This is a genomic window from Gemmata sp. SH-PL17 (genome assembly GCF_001610855.1).
Lineage (GTDB): Bacteria > Planctomycetota > Planctomycetia > Gemmatales > Gemmataceae > Gemmata > Gemmata massiliana.
Window position 1 is genome coordinate 6,454,253 of the sequence record NZ_CP011271.1, and the last position, 20,974, is coordinate 6,475,226.

17 protein-coding genes are annotated in these 20,974 nt (G+C 66.1%); 9 read left to right on the forward strand and 8 right to left on the reverse strand.

What is annotated here, in order from left to right:
* Positions 1-107 precede the first annotated feature (107 nt).
* The 7 genes from VT84_RS26565 (at position 108) to VT84_RS26595 (ending at position 7,187) form a co-directional block, all read left to right on the forward strand.
* A complete protein-coding gene (locus VT84_RS26565) occupies positions 108-1,535 on the forward strand; it encodes an MBL fold metallo-hydrolase (RefSeq protein WP_082841625.1) in 1,428 nt (475 codons plus the stop codon).
* A gap of 152 nt (positions 1,536-1,687) precedes the next feature.
* Positions 1,688-1,918, forward strand: coding sequence for a hypothetical protein (locus VT84_RS26570; protein WP_052561428.1), 231 nt, complete (start codon positions 1,688-1,690; stop codon positions 1,916-1,918).
* A 22-nt stretch (positions 1,919-1,940) separates the two neighbouring features.
* On the forward strand, positions 1,941-2,690 hold the full coding sequence (locus tag VT84_RS26575) for a TIGR02996 domain-containing protein (RefSeq protein WP_082841626.1): 750 nt from the start codon (positions 1,941-1,943) through the stop codon (positions 2,688-2,690).
* A gap of 11 nt (positions 2,691-2,701) precedes the next feature.
* Positions 2,702-3,454, forward strand: a complete 753-nt coding sequence (locus VT84_RS26580) for a TIGR02996 domain-containing protein (protein WP_082841627.1) — start codon at positions 2,702-2,704, stop codon at positions 3,452-3,454.
* A gap of 145 nt (positions 3,455-3,599) precedes the next feature.
* Positions 3,600-4,304, forward strand: a complete 705-nt coding sequence (locus tag VT84_RS26585; protein ID WP_082841628.1) for a TIGR02996 domain-containing protein — start codon at positions 3,600-3,602, stop codon at positions 4,302-4,304.
* A gap of 66 nt (positions 4,305-4,370) precedes the next feature.
* Positions 4,371-5,954 carry a methionine--tRNA ligase gene (gene metG, locus VT84_RS26590; protein WP_082841629.1) on the forward strand — a complete coding sequence of 528 codons (1,584 nt, stop codon included), beginning with the start codon at positions 4,371-4,373 and terminating at the stop codon, positions 5,952-5,954.
* A 219-nt stretch (positions 5,955-6,173) separates the two neighbouring features.
* Positions 6,174-7,187: a hypothetical protein gene (locus VT84_RS26595; RefSeq protein WP_157469847.1), complete on the forward strand. Its 1,014-nt coding sequence runs from the start codon at positions 6,174-6,176 to the stop codon at positions 7,185-7,187.
* A gap of 201 nt (positions 7,188-7,388) precedes the next feature.
* On the opposite strand, the gene VT84_RS26600 is transcribed toward VT84_RS26595, so the two are convergent.
* The 7 genes from VT84_RS26600 to VT84_RS26630 all read right to left on the reverse strand — a co-directional run bounded on the left by VT84_RS26600 (position 7,389) and on the right by VT84_RS26630 (position 16,277).
* The gene (locus VT84_RS26600; RefSeq protein WP_082841630.1) at positions 7,389-7,970 is read right to left on the reverse strand and encodes a DJ-1/PfpI family protein; all 582 of its coding nucleotides are present in this window, start codon (positions 7,968-7,970) and stop codon (positions 7,389-7,391) included.
* 242 nt (positions 7,971-8,212) lie between these two features.
* A complete protein-coding gene (locus VT84_RS26605) occupies positions 8,213-10,876 on the reverse strand; it encodes a YidC/Oxa1 family insertase periplasmic-domain containing protein (RefSeq protein WP_082841631.1) in 2,664 nt (887 codons plus the stop codon).
* Between the two features lie 178 nt (positions 10,877-11,054).
* A complete protein-coding gene (locus VT84_RS26610; RefSeq protein ID WP_082841632.1) occupies positions 11,055-11,801 on the reverse strand; it encodes a metallophosphoesterase family protein in 747 nt (248 codons plus the stop codon).
* 146 nt (positions 11,802-11,947) lie between these two features.
* Positions 11,948-12,877: a dihydrodipicolinate synthase family protein gene (locus tag VT84_RS26615; protein ID WP_082841633.1), complete on the reverse strand. Its 930-nt coding sequence runs from the start codon at positions 12,875-12,877 to the stop codon at positions 11,948-11,950.
* Between the two features lie 128 nt (positions 12,878-13,005).
* Positions 13,006-14,574 (reverse strand): GH3 auxin-responsive promoter family protein, encoded by a 1,569-nt coding sequence (locus tag VT84_RS26620; RefSeq protein ID WP_082841634.1) that lies wholly within the window; start codon positions 14,572-14,574, stop codon positions 13,006-13,008.
* 119 nt (positions 14,575-14,693) lie between these two features.
* On the reverse strand, positions 14,694-15,431 hold the full coding sequence (locus tag VT84_RS26625) for a class I SAM-dependent methyltransferase (RefSeq protein ID WP_082841635.1): 738 nt from the start codon (positions 15,429-15,431) through the stop codon (positions 14,694-14,696).
* Positions 15,432-16,277 (reverse strand): alpha/beta fold hydrolase, encoded by an 846-nt coding sequence (locus VT84_RS26630; protein ID WP_052561926.1) that lies wholly within the window; start codon positions 16,275-16,277, stop codon positions 15,432-15,434.
* Positions 16,278-16,629: 352 nt separating this feature from the next.
* On the opposite strand from VT84_RS26630, the gene VT84_RS40255 reads away from it, so the two are divergent.
* Both VT84_RS40255 and VT84_RS40260 read left to right on the forward strand, forming a co-directional pair.
* A complete protein-coding gene (locus VT84_RS40255) occupies positions 16,630-18,312 on the forward strand; it encodes a hypothetical protein (RefSeq protein ID WP_082841636.1) in 1,683 nt (560 codons plus the stop codon).
* 107 nt (positions 18,313-18,419) lie between these two features.
* Positions 18,420-19,661 carry a DUF1559 domain-containing protein gene (locus VT84_RS40260; RefSeq protein ID WP_082841637.1) on the forward strand — a complete coding sequence of 414 codons (1,242 nt, stop codon included), beginning with the start codon at positions 18,420-18,422 and terminating at the stop codon, positions 19,659-19,661.
* 132 nt (positions 19,662-19,793) lie between these two features.
* Here the strand turns inward: VT84_RS40260 and VT84_RS26645 are convergent, their stop codons facing one another.
* The gene (locus tag VT84_RS26645) at positions 19,794-20,924 is read right to left on the reverse strand and encodes a Gfo/Idh/MocA family protein (RefSeq protein WP_082841638.1); all 1,131 of its coding nucleotides are present in this window, start codon (positions 20,922-20,924) and stop codon (positions 19,794-19,796) included.
* Positions 20,925-20,974 lie beyond the last annotated feature (50 nt).

The following is a 20,974-nucleotide window of genomic DNA, read 5'->3' on the forward strand; positions in this document are numbered from 1 at the left end:
CGAATCAAGGCGGACTGTGCGGCGCGGGCGAGCGCACCGGCGCGCGTTCGCACCGTCACATCGCTCATCGGGTTTGTGCTCGTCGCCCCGCGGGTTAGAATGGGTGAATGAAACCCACCAGCACACCATCGCCGAACGCCGATCCCACGCTCACGTTCTGGGGGGCGGCCGGCGGCGTCACCGGGTCGATGCACCTCATTGAGACCGGGAACCACAAGATCCTGCTCGACTGCGGGTTGCACCAGGGCCGGCGCGAGGAGGCGCGCCAGCGGAACGGGCACTTCCCGTTCCACCCCACCCAGATCGACGCGGTCATCGTCAGTCACGCCCACATCGACCACTGCGGTAACCTGCCCACCCTTATCCGTCAGGGGTTCGACGGCCCCATTTATTGCACCCCGCCGACGCGCGACCTGCTCCGGGTCATGCTCGCGGACTCCGCGAAGATCCAAGAAGAGGACGCGGCCCACATCAACATCGCCCGCAACTACGCGGAGCCGTGGGTCCAGCCGCTGTACACGGTCATCGACGTGGAGAAGGTGTTCGGCCGGCTCGTCTCGGTCCCCTACGGGCGCGACACGGACGTCACGAAGACCGTGCGCTTCCGGTTCATCGAAGCGGGCCACGTGCTCGGGTCCGCGATGGTGTACGTCACCGTGGCCGCGCCCGATCGCGACCGGACGCTCACGTTCAGCGGGGACATGGGGCGCCGGGGGTTACCCATTTTGAAGCCGACCGGGGCGGTCCCGCCGGCCGACGTGCTGGTGTGCGAGAGCACCTACGGGAACCGCACGCACCGCTCGTTCGCGGAAACGGTCGAGAAGCTCTACGCCACGATCCGCGACACCGTGGACCGCGGCGGAAAAGTGCTCATCCCGGCGTTCAGCTTGGGGCGCACGCAGCTCATCATTCACATTTTGCAACAGGGGCTGCGCGAGCGGAAGCTCCCCGAGATCCCGGTTTACGTCGACAGCCCGCTCGCGTCGGAAGTCGCGGCGGTGTACCGGGCGCACCCGAACAGCCTGTCCGATGAGATCGCCCAGGCGCTGCGCGAGGGGCACGGCTTACTCGGCGGGGACGGCGTGACCTACGTGCGCGACTTCGAGCAGAGCACGATCCTCGCCACGCGCCCGGGACCGAGCGTCATCATCGCGTCGAGCGGCATGTGCGACGCGGGGCGCATCCAGCAGCACCTGAAGCAGCTCGTGGACGACCCGCGCTGCACGATCATCCTCGTGAGCTACCAGGCGTCGGGTACGGTGGGGCGCAAGCTCCTCGACCCGAAGCCGACGGTGCGGTTCCAGGGGCGCGACTGGAACAAGTGGATCGACGTGGTTCACCTCGACGGCTTCAGCGGACACGCGGACAAAAACGACTTTCTCGCGTACCTGGAACCGCTCGCGGGTAAGGTGGGGAAGGTGCGCCTGATTCACGGCGAGCACGAGCAGGCCGACGCACTGGCCGCCACGCTCCGCGACGCGGGTTTCGACGACGTGGGCGTCCCCGCACCCGGTGACCGCGTCGCGATCGGGTGAGCGCCGGGCTTCGCTGGCGGGCGCTCTTCGCGCCAAGTGAACCCGAACCGGGTGCGCAACTGTCCTTCCGCCATGACATCGGATAACCCGTTCCTGCGGCGGTCATTACCAAATACGGTGACAAACTCGCGCGACTCACACCGATCCGCGAGTTGTTCCTGCGCCCCGTGAACGCAGCAGCCATTATTGAGCTGTGCGTGCGCCCGTGGTTCGCGTCGGTCACGCACCTCTACCTCCACGATCTGCAGATCACGGACGCCGTCGCGATGGCGCTGCTCGATAGCCCTCACACGGGGCGCCTGCGCGTGCTGCAATTCCGCGCGAGCGAGCTGTCCCCGGCCACCGAACGGGTGTTCTGGTCGCGGTTCCCGGTGCCCTCGTGACTCATTACCATCGGACGACCTGATGAACGACCACGACGCGCTACTGCACGCGATCGGCGAGCACCCGGAAGAAGACACCCCGCGGCTCATGTTCGCCGATTGGCTTGAAGAGAACGGGCAGCCCGAGCGCGCCGACTTCGTGCGCAACCAGATCGAGTTGACTCGACGCGAACTAACGGCCGCGGAGCGCCACCAACTCGTCAAGAAGAACGTCTATTACCTCACCAACTGGGTTCCGCACTGGAAGGCGCAGCTCCCTCGAATTGACGGCATCGAGTGGGGCGACTTCAACCGCGGGCTGATCGAGGAGGTACAGGCCGCGGACGATCGCTCCGTGATTCAACACGCGGACGCGATCTTTCGTGTCCCGGGTATCCACGTCCTCCGGTTACGGCGCTTGAGAAGGGCGCAAGCCCTCGCTGAAGTCCCGCAACTCGCGCGACTCCGGGCGCTGAAAATGGTGAGTGCTGGTGCGCACGAGGACGGGTTGGGAATCCTCCTCGCGTCGCCGCACCTCGGCCAATTGGTCGTACTCGATCTGCACGGGAACCGGATCGATAACGTGGTGAGTGTTAATATCGCTGGTGGGTGGTTTCAGAACCTCACGGAATTGTGGCTCGGCTCGAACCGGGTGGGCAACCGAGGCGCGCGGGCGCTGGCGTCGTCGCCGTACATGACGCAACTGCGACTTCTTGACCTGCAAGACAACCCGATCGATCACGCGGCCTGTTCCACACTCCGGAGCCGGTTCTGGTCCAAAGTGAAACTGTAACCGGGCACCCAATGACCAACACGGAAACCGCGCTCCTACGGGCCATCGTCGCGAACCCGGACGAGGACACGCCGTGGCTCGTCTACGCGGACTACCTCGACGAATCGGGGGAGCCGTCGCGCGCCGCCCGTGCGGAGTTCATCCGGCTGCACGTCTACACCGACCGGCTCCCGTTCCATCACCCGGACCGGAAGGCCGCGGGGCCACGCATCGACCAACTGCTCTCCGCGTGGGGCGCGGTGTGGCGGGACGAGATGCCGCAGGGGTACAAGGCGCTCGCGTCTCAACGGCGCGGGTTCGCGGACCGCGGGATACTCACCGCGTCGCAGGCGGGGGAAACGGACGATCCGCGTGCGCACCTGCTCGAGTACCTGGAACTGGTGCCCGACGTGCCCGCGCGCCGGTTGCACGAAATCGTGAAGCGGCCGGTCTTCGCGCGGGTAGAAACGCTCGTCGTGCGCGGGGACCGGTTGCTCGGCTGGGCCGGGGCCTACGCGCTCGCGGGCGGTTCGTACCCGCTACTGGAGCACCTCGATCTCGCGCGGCAAGAAATTGGGGACGTCGGGTTGCGTGCGCTGTGCGAGTCGCCGGGCTTCCCCCGATTGCGCGGGGTCGACCTCCGCAACAACAACATCACCGACGCCAGCGCTGCCGTGCTGTCCGGCTCGGGGTTCCTCGTCAAAGTGCGCGGGCTCGACCTGTCAGAGAACCCGATCAGTCGGGAACTGCTCGCTCGTATTCGGAGCGGGCGCTACGGTTCGTAGTTTGTGGGTCGGTAATTTCGGTCCGGCGCGAACTCGTTGGTACTTTCGCCGGTGCGATTGGTTCTGAAGGCGGGCGCTATCCGTTTAGAAGGTTATAGTGGAATAGGGTCTAAACACATTTCTTGTGTAAGAACGCAGCACCCCGATGGACGACGAAGACGCACTCCTGCGCGCGATCTGTGCGCACCCGGACGAAGACACCCCGCGGTTGGCGTTCGCCGACTGGCTCTCGGAGCGAGGTGGGGCCGTAAACACCGCCTGGGCGAACGGCATTCGCGCGCAGGTGTGGCTCGCGAACGGATCGACCGATACGGCAGGCGCGCCGCAGTCGCGCGTGTTCGAGTCGGCTTATGGGCTAGAAAAACTGCGCGAGCGGCTGGGGATCGAGTGCGCCGGCGCGGACCAGTGGGAGCGCGGGTTCCCGACGCGACTGGTCGGCAACTTCTCCGCCGTAGCGGGTGTCTGGGCGCGCCTGGCCGACCGGGTTCCGTGCCGGGTACTGCACCTGAGCAGCGTGTCCGACCGCGCGGTCGCCGAGTTCGTCACGTGGCCCGCGCTGGACCGGCTGACGGAACTCGATTTGGCACTATGGTACGATCCGGTTGAGCGGGGAACGTTCGGAGAGGGCGCGCTCCGGTGCGTGGCCGAGTGCCCGGCGCTGCGCGGGCTGAAATCCCTGTTCATGGGGCCTCTCAGGTTGACGAACACCGGTGCGGCCGCGATCCTTAATTCGCCGCATTTGCTCCGGTTACAGCACCTCCAGCTCCGGCGCACCTACGACAGCCCGAACCTCACGTGGTACACGGAGACGCGCCTGCGCGCCGGCTTCGGTGCGGACGTGGTGGTCTGAACCTGCTCCGCGCCCGTCGCGTCTGTAGAAAGGCTACATTGGGCCGTGCAGACGAAGGAGCAGACCGTGACGGACAAACCCCGCTGGTTCCAGACGACCGCAATCGACTACCCGAACAGCCGGCCGCACATCGGTACCGCGTTCGAGAAGCTCGGCGCCGACGTGCAGGCGCGGTACCGGCGCATGGAGGGGTTCGACGTCTTCTTCCTGATGGGCAACGACGAGAACACGGTGAAGGTGTCGAAGCGCGCCGCGGAACTCGGCCAGGACACGCAGGTGTACTGCGACGACATGGCCCGTCAGTTCCGCGAGGTGTGGGCCGCGCTGGACATCAGCTACGACACGTTCGTGCAGACGAGCAGCGAGCGCCACAAACAGTGCTGCCGCAAGTTCATCCAGAAGGTGTACGACAACGGGCACATCTATAAGGGGAGTTACGAGGGCTGGTACTGCGACGGGTGCGAGGAGTTCAAGAGCGACAAGGTCCGGGACGAGAACGCCGGGAATTGCCCGGTTCACAAGCGCCCGCTTACTCGGCGGTCGGAACCGTGCTACCTGTTCCGGCTCTCCGCGTTCCAGGACCGGTTGCTGGCGCACTACAAGGAGAACCCGGACTTCATCCAGCCGGAGAGCCGCCGGAACGAGATGATCTCGCTGATCGAGACGGAGGGGCTGCGCGACATCAACATCTCGCGGACCGGCGAAGATTGGGGCATCCGCATCCCGTTCGACCCGGAGTTCACCATCTACGTCTGGTTCGACGCGCTGCTCACGTACATCACCGGAATCGGGTACGGCGACGACGAAGCGACGTTCCGCAAACACTGGCCGTGCGACACGCACTTTATCGGTAAGGACATCACCCGCTTCCACTGCGCGCTGTGGCCGGCGATGCTGTGGGCCGCGGGCGAGGAAGCCCCGAAGAAGGTGTTCAGCCACGGGTTCGTGAACTTCGAGGGGAAGATCGGGAAATCGCGCGAGGAGGAGTTGCGAGCACGCGGGCTGGATTACCTTCTGGAACCGATGCTCATCATTCAGAGGTTCAGCGCGGAAGCGTTCCGTTACTACTTCATGAGGGAGTGCCCGTACCCGTCCGACGGTGAAATCAGCCCGGAACGGTTCATGGAGGTCTACAACTCCGAGCTAGCGAACAACCTCGGCAACCTGTTCTCCCGCGAGATGACGATCACGTGGAAGAATTTCGGTGGGGTGTTCGACGGCACCGCGGGGCAGGTGCCGGACCCGGTCGTGCCCGGGTTGAACCTGGAGTTGTTTGTTGGGGAGGTGCGCGAGCACATTGAGGCGTGCCGGTACCACCTCGCGCTCCAGAAGATCGTGCAGGACTTCCTCACGCCGACGAACCAGTACCTCGAAGCGAACGCTCCGTGGAAACTCGTGAAGACGGACAAGGACGCGGCCAAGAAGGTGCTGTTCAACGCGGTGCAGTCGCTCCGTGTCGCGAGCATCCTGCTGAAGCCGTTCATCCCCAAGAGCGCGGAGACGATCTACACGAGCTTCAACTTCCCGACCCCGTGGGCCGAAGTGAAGTACGCGGACGCGATCGCACTGAAGGCCCAACCCGACGACCTGCGCATCACGGCGGAGTTGGTTGCAGACAAGGTGAAGCCGCTGTTCCCGCGGATCGGTTGAACATTGTGGGCGGGCACCCGCACCGGTGTGATTTGAAACCGGGCGGGTGTGCTCTCGACCACCTCCAGACGGCGCGGTCGGCACATTCGGCACTCTTTCGGATTGAGAAACGTTTTCCTTTCCCTTTAGTCCCGCATTTCCGGACCGCGCGGCTCGATATTCCAACACGGGCACGGATTTGCCCCGTTACCACGTCGTACCGCTACTACAGGTTCATGGATGAACGCCCTTACTTTGACCGTCCTGATGGCGGTCGGCCCAGTCGGTGCCCACCCGTCCTATCAACAACCGGCACCCGCGACCTACCAGACGCTACCGATTACCGTGAGCGCCGATCCTCCGGCACCACCGGCGAACCCGGAACCCGCTGCGGCCCCCGCTCCCGCGAACCCGGCCCTGTGCGACCTGTGTACCGCCCCGGTGCGCCGGTTGTTCCAGAGCGACCACGAGTTCGACGGGTTCGTCGGCCCGGTCTCGAACCCGGTCTTCAGCAAGGATCCGCGGTCCAACTCTTACGCCCGGTTCCTGTTCATCAACAACAACATCCCCGCGTCGCACCCGCTCGGGGGCGGGAACATTCAAGTGTACGCGCTGCAAACGAATCTCGCCGTGACCGAGCGGCTCAGCATCATCGCGGAGAAGGACGGGCTCGCCCACTTCGCGACGCGAAACGCGCCGTCGCAGACCGGGTTCCTGAACCTCGCCGCCGGGTTGAAGTACACCTTCTACCGTAACGTGGAGACCCAGACCCTTGCCGCGGCCGGGTTCCTGTACGAGATCCCCAGCGGCGAGGCGAAGGTGCTCCAGAACCACGGGGCCGGGTCGTTCGCCCCGTTCGTGAGTTTCGGCCAAGAGTTCGCGCAGAAGTGGCACTACCTCCAGACCACCGGGTACTACTTCCCGGTGAACAACGCGCAAGGGTCGAGCTTCCTCTACAACAGTTTTCACGTCGACCGACAGGTGCTCGGGTGGCTGTACCCGCTCGCGGAACTGAACTGGTTCTGGTACACGAGCGGCGGGAAGCGGCTGCCGACCGCCATCGGCGAGGGCGACGGTCTGTTGAACCTCGGCACCCGCGGTCAGGCCGGGGCGCACCTGGTAACGGCCGCGTTCGGGGCGAAAGCAGTCTTGAGTAAGAACTACTCGATCGGCGCGGTTTTCGAGGTGCCGCTGTCCAACCGGCACGACGTCCTCAACCAGCGGTTGACGGTCGAACTCATCGCCCGGTACTAAATTCGGTTTCGGTGCTCTTGTAGCGGCGGAACGAGCCGCGATCGCAAGGGAGCGGGGCTTCCCGTGTGTGGAACCGGGACGACAAACAGGGAGCCACTCCCGCTCCCTTGCGGTCGCGGCTCGTTCCGCCGATTAACAGCGCCCCGTCGGTTGGTCGGAGAGGTGATTTTGGAAAGGCTCGTGCCCGAGTACGGGCGCGGGTCACATTTCGATCTCGGTCCCGAGCACCTTCAAGAACGCCCGCAGCCATGCGGGGTGTGCCGGCCACGCCGGGGCGGTCACGAGATTCCCGTCCACGTGTGTGCCGTCGATCGGCACGTCCGCGAGCACACCGCCACACAACCCGATGTCCGGCCCGACCGCGGGGTAAGCGCTGCACGTCCGCCCCGTCAGCACGCCGGCCGCCGCGAGGAGCTGCGGGCCGTGGCAGATCGCCGCGACCGGCTTGTTCGCGCTGAAGAAGTGCCGCACCGCGTCCAGGACGTCCGGGTTCAGCCGGAGGTACTCCGGTGCGCGCCCGCCGGGAATCACGAGTGCGTCGTAATGCGTCGCGTCGATTTCCGCGAAGGTCGCGTTCAGCGCGAAGTTGTGGCCGGGCTTCTCGGAGTACGTCTGGTCGCCCTCGAAGTCGTGGACCGCGGTGCGGACCTTCTCGCCGGAGCGCTTGCCGGGGCAGACCGCGTGGACGGTGTGCCCGACCATTTGGAGCGCCTGGAACGGGACCATCACCTCGTAGTCTTCCACGAAGTCGCCGACCAGCATCAAGATCCGCTTAGCGGGCATGGCACGGTTCCGGTTTCAGGGGGTCAAAGGTGACCGAGTCCGATCACAAAGATAGCGAACCACGATAGGACGCACCCCGTTACCAGCACCCAAACGGCGCCACCTACGGTCCACGTCCCGAAAGTGAACCGGACGGGTTATTTTCGGGGCGTTGGGGTAAGGGCCGACCGATTGGTTTGGGTCCGTTCCACGAGCCGCGACCGCAAGGGAGCGGTGTGCGGCTCGTAGATGGTAAACCGAAATCACGTGTCGGAAGCGCGGGATTTTATGCCACCAAACCTTAAGATTGCCCGCGCCTGTTCAAGAGCGATCGGATCATCGGAGCAGCTTGTGCCTCCCGCTCCCTTGCGGTCGCGGCTCGTCAAACTCGCTCTGATGATCCCGAATTCGCACTTACTTCTTGCGCTTCTTTTTGTTGTCGCGGCGCGGGTTGTTCGGCTTGCCGTCCGTGCCGGGGGCGGCGCGTCCGTCGGGCCGCCGCGGTCGTTGCGGATCTGGCGCTTCGCCTGCTCGTCGGCCTGGCGCTGCATCTCCTCCATCTTGGCCTGGAGCTGTTCGCGCAGGCGCCCGAGTAGTCCTCGGCTCTTGGTCTGAGCCGCGGCGCCGGCGTCCGCGGGCGACTTGCCGTTGGGCGAACCGGTCTTGGGGTACAGCGTCGCGCCCGTGCCGTTACCGTCGGTGTTGGGTCCGCTAATTTTCGGCTTGGGGATGAACTGGCGCTCGATGATGGCCCACCCGGTGCTCACGATGAAGTACAGCGCGAGGCCCGCCGCCACCTTGTAGAAGAACACCGCCATCATCACCATCATCATCTTCATCATCATCCGCTGCTGCTCGGCCTGCGGGTCGGTCGAGGGCGGCATCATCTTCGCCTGCTGGTAGAGCATCAGCCCCACGGCCAGGATCGGCAGCAGGTTGAAGTACGGCCCCAGGTAGATGAAGCTGCCGAGGTCCTCGGGCGTGCTGATGAACGGGATGCCCTCGCCCCACCAGACGAGCATGTCCGGCGCGGCGAGGTTGTCGATCCACAGGGCCGCGTCGAGCCGGAAGAAGACGCTCTCCTGGAGCCCGAAGTAGAGCCCCATCATGATGGGCATCTGCGCGACGAGCAGGAGGCACCCGCCCATCATCGCGAACGGGTTGGCCCCGTTCTGCATCATCAACCGCGTCTTCTCGCGGTTGTAAGAGTGCATGTCGTCCTTGTACTTCTCTTGCAGCTTCTCGAACTCGGGCTGCAACTGTTTCTGCACCTCCATCATCTTCATGCTCATCGCGGTCTGCTTGCGGCTGGGCATCAGCAGCACGAGCCGCACGCACGCGGTGAGCAGCACGATGGACAGCGCCCAGCTCCCGACCGCGCTGTGAATGTAGTAGAGGAACATGTGCATCAGGTTCGTGGTCACGATCACGATGTCGGTCCAGAAGATCGTGTTGGCGAACCGGCCGATCCACGTGTCGGAGCGGAAGTCGGTGAGCGTGGAGAGGATCAGGTCGTCCTTGTAGTGCTTCACCAGCTCCTTGCTGACGGCCGGAGTGCCGTCCGCGTCCTTCGGCATGAGTTCGAGTAGCCCGACCTTCGACGGGCCGTTGTAGAGCAGGTAACTGTGCTCGAGCTTCTCGCCGGGCGCGAGATCGATGGTCTCGGACGCGGCCCGGACGGTGATGTCGTCGAACTGGGGCTGGTTCAGGTCTTGTTTCTTGTCGAACGGGATTTCGGTCGTGGCCCGCGCGTAGGCCCACGGGTTCTTCCCCGCGGTGTCGACGGCCATGCCGGAGGCGAAATACTGGTTGGCGACCACCGCGTACTTGAACGAGTTCTCGCCGCGGTTGACGGCCTCGCCGCCGCGCTTGAGGCCGATGGAGGATGCGTCCTCGTACTGGCGGCGCGGCGTGCCCTTGGCGTCCGTCCACCCGATGATCGCCACGCGGTAGGTGCTGGTGTACCACTCGCCCTCGATGGGCAGCCCGCGCGGGCCGGAGAGCTGGTACCGCAACTGTCCCTTCCCCTTTGCCGCGCCGGGCCGCGACAGCTTTTCGATCTCGACCCGCAGCCCGATGTGGTAGTCCCGCGGCCCGAGCGTGTAGGTTTTTCGCAATTTCACGAAGTACGGGTCGCCGAGCTCTTTCTCGAACACGACCTTGTGGTCGCCCTCGTCCGGGTGCTCTTCGGACACGACGGTCCAGTTCGTGGTGCCGAGGAACGGGTCCGGGTTCTTGTCCTCGGGCACGGGGTAGTGGAAGACGGTGTAGCTCGGCTCGGCGAGGATCGACGGGTCGGCCACCTTACCCGCAACGAGGTCCGGCACGTGGTACTCTTCGCGGAGCTGTTTCGTCCGCGTGTACGGGGTGCCGGGAACCAGGTACAGCGGGACGTTTTTTTTGGTCGGGTTGCCGTTGCCGTCCTTCCGCTTGACCTCGCGCCCGAGGCGGTCGGCCTGCCCGAACTGCGGCAGCACGATCTGCTGCACGCCGCCGCCCTGCGTGGTGAGCAGGGCGTGGTTGTAGAACTTGTCGGTGCCGAGTGCGATGAGCGTCGGCCGGGCGGTGTACTCGATGACACCGCTCGTGACCGCCTCGCCGAGCGCCCGCGGGTCGACCCCGGCGAGTTTCGGCGGCGCCACCTTCGGCGGTTCCGGGGGCTTGGGCTTCGGCAAATCGCCCGCGACCACGAGCCCGCTCCCGGCCGCGGTGAGCGACGCCTGCGCGGTCCGCTTCTTCTCGGCGGCTTCGGTGGCGAGCTTCGCGTCCTCTTCGGCCCGCTTCTTCCACTCCTCAGCGAGTTTCTCGTTGAGATCTTCCTTCTTGGCCGGCTTGGGAACCCAGTTCTTCTCCGCGTACTGCCAAAGGAAGAACAGCCCCCCGGCGAGGAAGACGAAGGCGACGACGTTGAGAGCGTTCTTGCGCATGTGTAAAAAATCAGTAGGAATCGCGAACGGCCCGACCGGGCTATCTTAGAAATTCGCACCGGCTTTTCTGTAGCCCGTGCCCGGTTGGGGACGCACCCGGAAAAACAACAAACCCGAAGGCCCGCGGACGAAGCTCATCCGTGGGCCTTCGGGTTATTCGCGGACCGCGCCCGGAACTTTAGCGCCCCTCGCCGAGCCGGTCGCCGAGGAAGTTGTCGAGGTCCGAGATCTCGTAGATCTTGTCGCGGGTCTTCTGCCAGTCGTACTCGACGCGGCGGAACTTGATCACGTCGTTGTCGAGCACCACGTAGCACGCGCGCCAGTTGCCGTCCCGGGGCTGGCCCACCGAGCCGACGTTGCAGAGCGTCTTGCGGCCGTCGAGCTTGTGCGCGAAGTCGACCTCTTCCGGGCTGAGGAACTGCATGTTCTCGGTGAAGATGCCCGGGACGTGCGTGTGCCCCTGGAAGCAGTACCGGTCGACGAGGGCGAAGATGCGCTCCATCTTGCGCTGGTTGTACACGTCTTCGGGGAACACGTACTCGTTGAGCGGGTTGCGGGCCGAGCCGTGGACGAACAGGTGCCCGTTCTCGCGGTGGCTCCGGGGGCGCTCCGAGAGGAACTCCCAGCGCTTCTCGCGCGCCGGGCGCGGCTCGCTGGGGGACTCCAGTTGCCCGCGGGTCCAGAAGATGGCGCGCTCGGCGGACTGGTTGAACCCGTCCGGGTCGAACATCGCGCCCTGGTCGTGGTTGCCGAGCAGGACGAGCTTGCAGTCCATGACGAGGTCGATGCACTCGCGCGGGTTCGGCCCGTAGCCGACCACGTCGCCGAGGCAGTACACCTCGCGGATGCCCTGGTCCTTGATGTCTGCGAGCACGGCTTGGAGGGCTTCCATGTTGCCGTGGATGTCGCTAATGATCGCCTTCACGCCGGAATCTCATGAGACGCGGGCCGGGCAAGTGACCCGTGTTAACTGTTAACTATAGCTCACGGTCCCGCGGTGGTAAACAGCGGACCACCGGGGGATTACGGAATGCCAGTCGGGGCGCGCCGGCGAGATACCGAAACGGGCGTTCACGCTCCGCGCGCGCCGATCACGTCGCCGAAGCCCCCGACCTCGAGATCGCGGCGGAAGTTCGCGGCCTGTTCCGGGGTGAATCCCAGGTGCGGCAACCGCACGCCGCCGAGGTCGACGCCCCGGGTGCGCATCACTTCCTTGGCCGCGGGCAGGTAGCCGTGGCGCATCAGGAGCGCGACCAGTTCAGCCGCACGGTACTGGTCGGCGCGGGCCGTCGCGAAGTCGTTGGCGCGGGCGGACGCGAGGATCCGGTTGAAGTGCGGGGCGGCGAAGTTGTACCCGCTCCCGACCGCGCCCCGCGTGCCCAGAACCACCGCCGCGAGCAGTTGCTCGTCCATCCCGAACAGCACGTCGAAGCGCCCGCCGCCCGCGTGGAGCATGCGCTGGAGCGACAGCAGGTCCGGGTTGGTGAACTTCGCGCCCACCAGGGTGGGGATGCGGGCGGGCGCCTGTTCGAGGAAGTCCGGCATCGAGAACGCGACCCCGGTGAGGACCGGGATGTCGTAGAAGTAGAACGGTGTGTCGGGCGCGGCGGCAGCGAGTTCCGCGCACCACGAAATGAGCACGTCCAGCGATTTCGGCTTGAAGTAGCTCGGGGCGACGGCCGCGATCGCCGATGCGCCGAGCGCGTTGGCGTGCGCCGCGAGGTGCTTCGCGTCCGCGAGGCAGTTCGCCCCGACGTGAACGACCAACCGCGTCGGGCTGCCCTTTGTAACGGTGGCCCAGCGTGCGGTGAGCGAGAGCCGTTCTTCCAGCGTGAGGGAACTAAATTCCCCCGTGGTGCCGCCGACGAACACGCCGGCCACGCCGTCCGCGGCGAGCAACTCGGCGTGCGGTTCGACCGCGGCGAGGTTCAGTTCGCCGGTCGAATCGAAGGGCGTGAGGACGGCCGGGACCAACCCAACAAACGGTGTGTGCGGTCGCATGAGTTCTGCGCGCTAGTGGAGAACGCCGTGTTCTGGGATGTTCCGCTCGCTCCGCGAACGGTTTTGCTGGTGTGCGGGTGAATTTACTCTATCAACGGCAGCCCGCCCGCGCCACGCGCGAACCGAGATTAAATCGAGCCGTGTTCCGCGAACCACGTCGTCATGTCTTTCGTGAGCGCGCCGCTGTTGTCCATGCGCGGTACCTTGTTCTGCCCGCCGTACTTCCCGCGGGCCTTCATCCACTCGTCGAACCCGCCGCGCTTCACGACGCGCACCTCGGGCACCAGCATCGCCAAATCGCCGACGCGGTGCGGGCCGTAGTCTTCGTTGATGCGCGTGAGTTCTTCGTCGATTTCCTTGGCGAAGCGGCTCGTGTCGGGCGTCTGGTCAGCGAACTCGATCAGGTATAGGTGGTGCCCCGGCTTGCCCGGTTGCGACGGGAACACGGGGCCGACGTGGAAGTCCAGCGCGTTCACCCCGCACACGGTCGCGGCGTGCGTGACGGCCTTCTCCACTTCCTCGCTGATGAGGTGCTCGCCGAACGCGGACAGGAAGTATTTCGTGCGCCCGGTGAAGCGAATCAGCGGCGGGTTCCGCTTCTCGAATGCGACGGTGTCCCCAACGAGGTACGACCACACCCCCGCGCACGACGTGATGACCACCGCGTACTGCACCCCGACTTCCACGTTCGCGAGCGTGTGGCGCGTGGGGCGCTCTTTGCTCAACTCTTCGGTCGGGATGAACTCGAAGAAGACGTCGTGGTCGGGCACGATCCGGAGCAGATTGTACCGCGGGTCTTCGGTCGCGATGAACCCTTCCGAGCACGGGTACACCTCGCAGAACTTCACGAGGTCGCTGCCGATTTCCTTCTTGAACAGTTCGCGGTACGGGTCGAACTTGGTACCGCCGTGGATCACGAGGCGCAGGTCGGGCCACACTTCGGCAACTGTTGACTTGCCGGTTACTTCCTTCAGGCGCGAGAACAGAACGTACATCCACGCGGGGACGCCGCTCAGGGCCGTGATCGGCTCGCGCGCGCTCAATTCCGCGAACCGTCGGACCTTCTCTTCCCAGTCGGCGATGAGCGTGAGTTCGGCGGGCGGGAACGTGTAGGGCCGGAGGAACTCGTACAGCTCTTTCGCCGCGATCCCGCTCAGGTCCCCCGCGAGGCTCCCGTCGGGCTGCTTCCGCAAGTCGGTGCTCCCGCCGAGGAAGAAGAACTTCCCGGTGAACAGCTTCGCGGTCGGGTTCGTGTGCCGGAACAGCGAGGTGGTGGTGAACGCGGCCTTCTTGTTCGACCGCACCATGTCCCACGACACGGGAATGTACTTGGTCGCGCCGCTCGTGGTTCCGGACGAGAGCGCGTAGTACGGGATCTTCCCGGGCCACGTCACGTCGTCGAGGTTCGGGTACGCGGACTTCCAGTACGTGTTCCAGAACCACTCGTAGTCGCGCACGGGCACGCGGGCCTGGTAGTCCGCGACGGAGGCGATGCGGGAGAACTCGTGGTCGCGCCCGAACCGGGTGCGGCGGGCTTTGCGGACGAGGCGCATCAGGGTCGCGTGCTGCACGGCCCCGGCGCCCATCTGGTCGAGCTGAACGGTGCGGTAGTGCGAGTACCGGAGGAGCGCGGCGTCGGCCGCCTTGCGGACGAGCCGGGTGTTCGCGACCGGCGCGAGAAATTTGGTGCTCGGCATGGGATCGGACCCTCGGTCATCGGTCAGTAGTTGTTCGCCCCGGGGCGCCCGACATTGTTCGGGACTTCCGCTCGAACCGGGGGAACCGCGACCGGGACCGAGAACCCGCGCTCAAGGACTCACGGGGTCGCCGCGCTCCGGAACCCGCGGCACACGTACACGCCGCCGGGCGGGAGGTTGAACGGCACGAACCGGAACCGCACGGCCTCGAAGTACCGGCGGTAGAGCTTGTAGTACACCAGCGGCATCACGGTGAGTTGGCGGAACGTCCCGCCGGCGCCGAGGGTGCGCGCGGCCGTCGCCAGGATGCTGTCCCGGGCCTCGGCCGGGAACGACGGGAGCGGGAGCCCGGAGAGCACGTGGTCGACCTTCGGGATGCCGCGCTCGGCGAGCAGGTCGCCGAACTTCGTCGCGTCGCCGAGGATCACCTCGACGTTCGGGGAGCCGCGGAACCGCTCGCGGAGCCGGCCGCAGAGCACGGGGTCGAGTTCGATCACCACGAGCCGGGTCTTCGGGCTCGCCAGTTTGACCATCTCGGCCGTGATCGGTCCGGTGCCGGCCCCGAGTTCGACAATGGACCCCGCGGTGGCCCAGTTGATGCCGTCGAGGATCTTGCGGGCCATGAACCGCGAACTGGGCGCGAACGACGCGATCTTCTTCCCCTGTGTGAGGAAGGCCCGCATCATGAGCCACCAGTCCGGTCCCTTCGGGGTGTGCGTGGCGAGGGGCGCCGGCGGGTTCGGGTTGGTTTTGGCACTGTCCGCCGCATTGGGGCCGGGCTGGGGGTGGGGGGCCGTATTGGGGGGAGTTGCCGGGGGTGTATGGGCGACCGGCTGCGGCGGCACAGTTGATGGCATTTATTTGCTCGCTCGTGTTGGCTTCGCCAGGATGAGTTTGGTCCACGACGGGTGCGCGGTCGGTCGCGTCGAATTGAGGAAGTCTACGACCAGTCGATTGATCAGCCAGTGCTTCTCGATCTGGGGCGCGTGGCCGCACCGCTCGATCTTACGGAAGTGGCCGTTGGGCAGCTCGCGGGCCGCTTCTTCGGCCGTGACCGGGTTGCACACCTTGTCCTCGGTCGCGGTGACGAGCAGCGTCGGCGCCTTCACGTCCTTCATCTTCCCGCGCACGGTGTGATCGAGGGTTCCGCGCACCGTGCGGATGAACCCCTTCTGCCACTTCCGGTTCGCGAACTTGGACCGGTAGTACCGCTCGATCTCGCGGTCCACGAGCCGGGGGCGGTGGAACACGCTCTTGACCATCATCTCCGCGTTCCGGCCCACCACGCCGTCGATGATCGGGAGCTGCTCCTCGTCGCCCATCCCCGAGGGGCACAGCAGGACCACGCGGTTGACCATCTCCGGGTAGCGCGCGGCGAACTCGACGGCGACCTTCCCGCCGAGGCTGCTGGCCACGAGGTGGTACGGCGGGGTCTGCACGAACTGGTCGAGGTAGATGAAGAGCTGGTTCACCAGGTACTCGACCGTGATCGGCTCCTTGGCCGCGATCAACCGGTGAATCGTCTCGCCCTCGTAGGCGAGGATGTTCGGGGTGTGGACGTCGAAGTACCGCGACCAGAACTTGCGGTTGCGGTACCAGGACTCGGCTTGCTCGGCCAGCCCGTTGATGAGCACGAGCGGGTGCCGGCGGCCGTAGTGCCGCGGCCGGAGCCGGTCGATTAGCCCCTTAATTGGGGAACGCATGGCGAGGGGACTCCGCGACGCCGACCCGTGGCGCGACGGGGCGGCGAATGATGTTACAGGATAGTGCGGGCGGTTCCAGTGTGTAGAGAAAAAGTACAACCCGCGCGGGTTTCTGGACGCCGTGAGTATCCCGTTAGTACGACCGGGCGATTTTGCCCCGCTCGCCGGCCCTCACGAACCGTAACGGACGCGCGATCGGTCGCCGCTCGCACGCGGCCCGCGCGATTGGCCGCCGCGCACGCGGATTTCACACAGTAACGGGTTCAAAAAGCCTTTGCACCGTTCGCGCCCGCGCCGCTAGTATGATACTCACGCCATTTCACGCCCTCATAACGGCACGCGGGAGCGCTCCATGCCGAGTTTCAAGGTTCCCTGCCCCAGTTGCGAGGCGCCGGTTCTGATCAAGAACCCGGACCTCGTCGGCACCAAGGTGGAATGCCCGAAGTGCAAGTACCGCTTCAAGGTGGAAGAGCCGCCGCCGGAAGGGGGCGCGCCCGGCGCGGCGGGGGCGGCGACCGCCACGGCCACCGCCAAGGACAAGAAGACCGATAAGGCGGACAAGAAAGAGAAGAAGGCCAAGGCCGCGGCCGGCGGGAAGAACAAGAAACTCGTGCCCATTATTGTGGGCGTGGTCGCGGTGCTGGTGCTCGGCGGGGTCGGGGTCGCCGTTCTCGGCGGTAAAAAAGACACCAAGAACCCGTTCGACATCCCCAAGCCCGTCGCGAGCAACAACAATCCGGACGAGCAGAACCCGGACGAGCAGAACCCGGAGAAGAAGGGCGCCCCGGTCGTGCCGACGATCCCGGGTAGTGACAAGATCGCGACCAATCTGCTCCCGGGCCAGGCGGTCGCGGTTTATAATTTCAATCTGGACCGCCTGCGAACGACCCCGGTCTACGACCCGCTCGTGGATCAGGCGGTGGCCCAAATGTTCCAGGGGACGCTCGGGGTCTCGACCGAGGACGTGCAGTCTTACGTGCACTGCTTCGCGGGCGACACGCGCGACCCGTTCGGGGTCATCCGGCTCAAGAACCCCGTGAAGGCGCCGGACCTGCTCGTGCGGATGCCGGTGCTCGCCAAACCCAAAGCGGTGAAGGGGCGCGACCTGTACTCGTTCCGCACCGCGCCGTTCCTGAGCGCGGTCTCGAACGCGCTCGCGATGCGGGCGCTGTTCGGGGACATGTACTCCGCGATCCCGATGCCCCCCTCGGCCGCGCAAAGGGACAAACCGTTCGGCGTGTGCGTGTACGACACGCAGCACGTTCTGGTCGGCGATTACGTTCTGTTGGAGCGGTTCCTCGGGGAACTCGGGGCCGACGGGTACCCGCCGTTCCGGACCGAGCTGGACAACACGCCGGTGATTACGCCCGACGCGGCGCCGACCACGCCCGGGATGCCGACCGAGGGGACCGCGCCCCCGGCGCCCCCCACCACTCCACCCACGACGCCGGCGGTTCCCCCGAAGCGGCCCGGCGGTCAGGGCTTCACGACGGTGAACGCGTACCGGACCCTCGAATTCAATTTGAAGCGCGCGCTCGATGAATTGGAAGTCGACCCGTCGGGGAAGCCGATCCTGGTGTACGCCGAGAAGTTCGATCGGGCGCACTACGACCCCAAGATGCTGAAGAAGGACTACCTGCTCCTCTCGACGGCGCTCGACCCGATCGCGAACCGCATGAGTTACCTGAGCGGGCGCGTGTCGGCGTTCAGCGACCGGCAACTGGTCGCCCAGTTGCGGCTGAGGTTCGCGGACCAGAGCTACGTGCCCGAGATCGCGAAGGACACGCTCGCCCCGGGGCTGACGGCCGTCGTGGAAGTGTTAAAGCTCTTGCTCACAACGGAGATCGAGTTCCGCGATTACACGGTTCCGGGCAGCGTGCCGCCGGGGGGCGGGCCGGGGTTCCCGGGCGGCCCCCCGGGGCCGGGTGGGTTCCCGGGTGGCTCTCCGGGCCGGGCGGCTTCCCGGGGTTCCCCGGGGGCTCCCCGCCGGGAGTTGGGTCGAGCGGGGGGCCGCTTTCGCCCCCGGGCGGCGTGAACAAGGGCGGGCAACCCGGGCGGCTGCCCGGGCCGGGTGGCCCCCCGGTGCGGGTGGCCCCCCGGTGCGGGTGGCCCCCCGGTGCGGGTGGCCCCCCCGAACCCGGTATGCCCGGCCCCGGAGGGTACGGGCCGGGCGGCCCCGGAAGGTACCCGGGCGGTCCGGTCGGCCCCGGGGGAGCGAGCGACCCGAACGCGCCGCACGAACCGGTGTCACACGTCGACCTCGAACTGACCGACGACCAACTGAAAATCACCGTCGACGTCACCTGGGCGGAGGAGGTGTACCGGACCGCGGTCCGCCCGCGCATGATGGGCGTCGTGAACCAGCTCAAGGGGAAGATGGCCGTGTTCTCGGCCGAATCCGGCCCCCACGTGCTCGCGCAAGCCGGGCCGCGGGCGCTGGGCACGCCCCAGGGAACCCCGCGCGGCACGTGGAACCGGGCGAAGACCGATCCCGACCGGATCGGGTTGGACTACCCGCCGGTGCAGCGCGTCAGCTTCTTCGCCGACCTGCTCCCGTACCTCGGGCGCGGGTCGCTGGGCTCGCAGGTGAACAAGAACGCCGCGTGGTACGCCGATAAGAACCTGGAGGTGGGCGGCGCGTGGGTGCCCGAGCTGCTCGTGCCGACCTACCCGCAGTCCGCGTGGCGCGCGACCACGCCCTACGCCCCCGACGCCGTGTTCGGCGCGACCAACTACGTCGGGATCTCCGGGGCCGGGCTCGATTCCGCACGGTACGACCCGAAGGACCCGGCCGTGAAGACGAAGCTGGGGATGACCGGGTACGGGTGGGGCTCGAAGGCCGAAGAGGTGACCGACGGGCTGGCGAACACGATCTACCTGATGCAGACCCCACCGGGCTTGCAGCAGCCGTGGATCGCGGGCGGCGGCGCGACGGTGCGCGGGCTCGACGAGAACGACCCGATGGCCGGGTTCCGCTACAACCAGGGCGGCAAACCGGGCACCTTCGCCCTGATGGGCGACGGCTCGGTGCGGTTCATCCCGGCGACCATCGACAAGAAGGTGCTGCTCGGGATGAGCACCCGTGCCGGGGGCGAGGCGCTCGCCGACATCGACGTGCGCGCCCCGCGCGTCGACGCACCGAAGCCCACGACGACCGACCTGAAGAGCAACCCCGTTACGCCGGTCGTGCCCGCGCCGGTCGTTACTCCCAAGGCGGACGATAAGAAGCCCGATGACAAGAAGGGCGACGACAAAAAGTCCGACGATAAGAAGCCGGAGGATAAGAAGTCGGACGACAAGAAAGCGGAGCCGATGCCGAAGGCCGAAGGTACAAAGCCGGATGACAAGAAGGGTGACGACAAGAAGCCGGACGACAAGAAGTAGTCTCGGTTCGGAAGAGTGAGCTTCCGACGAAGCGAGGGCGGCGGTTGTGGGTTCTACCCACAACCGCCGCCCTCGCTTTTGTTTCCGATCTGCGTTGATCTGCGTTGATCTGCGGTTCCGGTGATTCTCACCTCACCACATCGGGATCTTCACCCGGTCGCCGCTCAGCGCGCTCTCGTGGGCGCAGATGCCGACGAGGGTCCAGTTCGCGCTCGTGGGGGCGTCCGGGAACGCGGGCTGCTTGCCGGTCACCGCCATGAGGAAGTTGTGGACCAGGTGCGGGTGGCTGCCGCCGTGCCCGCCGCCCTGCACGAAGCTCAGGTGCGTCGCGTCGTGGATCGCCCCGGTAAACTTGCGGATCGGGTCCGGCAGGCGCCCGGCGAAGTCCGGCACCTTCACGCGGCGCGGGATCTGGTGCTCGGGCAGCCCGCGCATGTGCAGCACCGGGTCCTCGCCCTCCACCTGCTGCCACTCGAAGCTGACGTTGCTCGCGGTCACGTCGAAGCTCTCGCGGTACTGCCGGGCCGTGTCGTACAGGCTGCGGGTGACTTCCGCGCACACGTCCGAGTCCTTGATCTTGAACGTCGCGGTCTCGATGGCGAACGGGGAGCCGTAGATCGGGATGAACTCCTCGCGGATGCGCCCCGAGCCGTGGCACACCACGCTCTCGGCGAGCGCGAGCTTGCCCTTCGCCGGGTCCGAGAGGATCGCGAGGCACGGGCTGACGCAGTGGGTCGCGTACCACATCGGGGGCAGGCCCGGCCAGTAGCCCGGCCACCCGTCCATGTCCTGCTGGTGGCTCCCGCGGAGGAACTGGATGCGCCCGAGCACGCCGCGGTCGTACAGATCTTTGGCGAACAGGTACTCGCGGGCGTACACGACGGTTTCCATCATCATGTACACTTTGCCCGTCTTGCGCTGCAGCTCGATGATCTCCTTGATTTCTTCCTTCTTGGTTGCCATCGGTACGGTGCAGGCGACGTGCTTGCCGGCCTTGAGCGCCGCGATGGTCTGCGGGCCGTGGTCCGGGATCGGGCTGTTGATGTGGACCGCGTCGATGTTCGGGTCCTTGAGCATCGCCTCGAAGTCGGTGTACCGGCGCTCCTTCGGGATGCCGAACTTCGCGCCGCACGCCTCCAGCTCGGCCTTGTTGCGCCGGCAGATGGCGTACATCTCGGCGTCCGGGTGCGCCTGGTAGATGGGGATGAACTCGGACCCGAACCCGAGGCCCACGATGGCGACGTTCACGCGCTTGTGGCTCATGGAAAGAGACTCGTCGAGTGAGAGAGTGGAACTGCCCTGAGATTACGAGT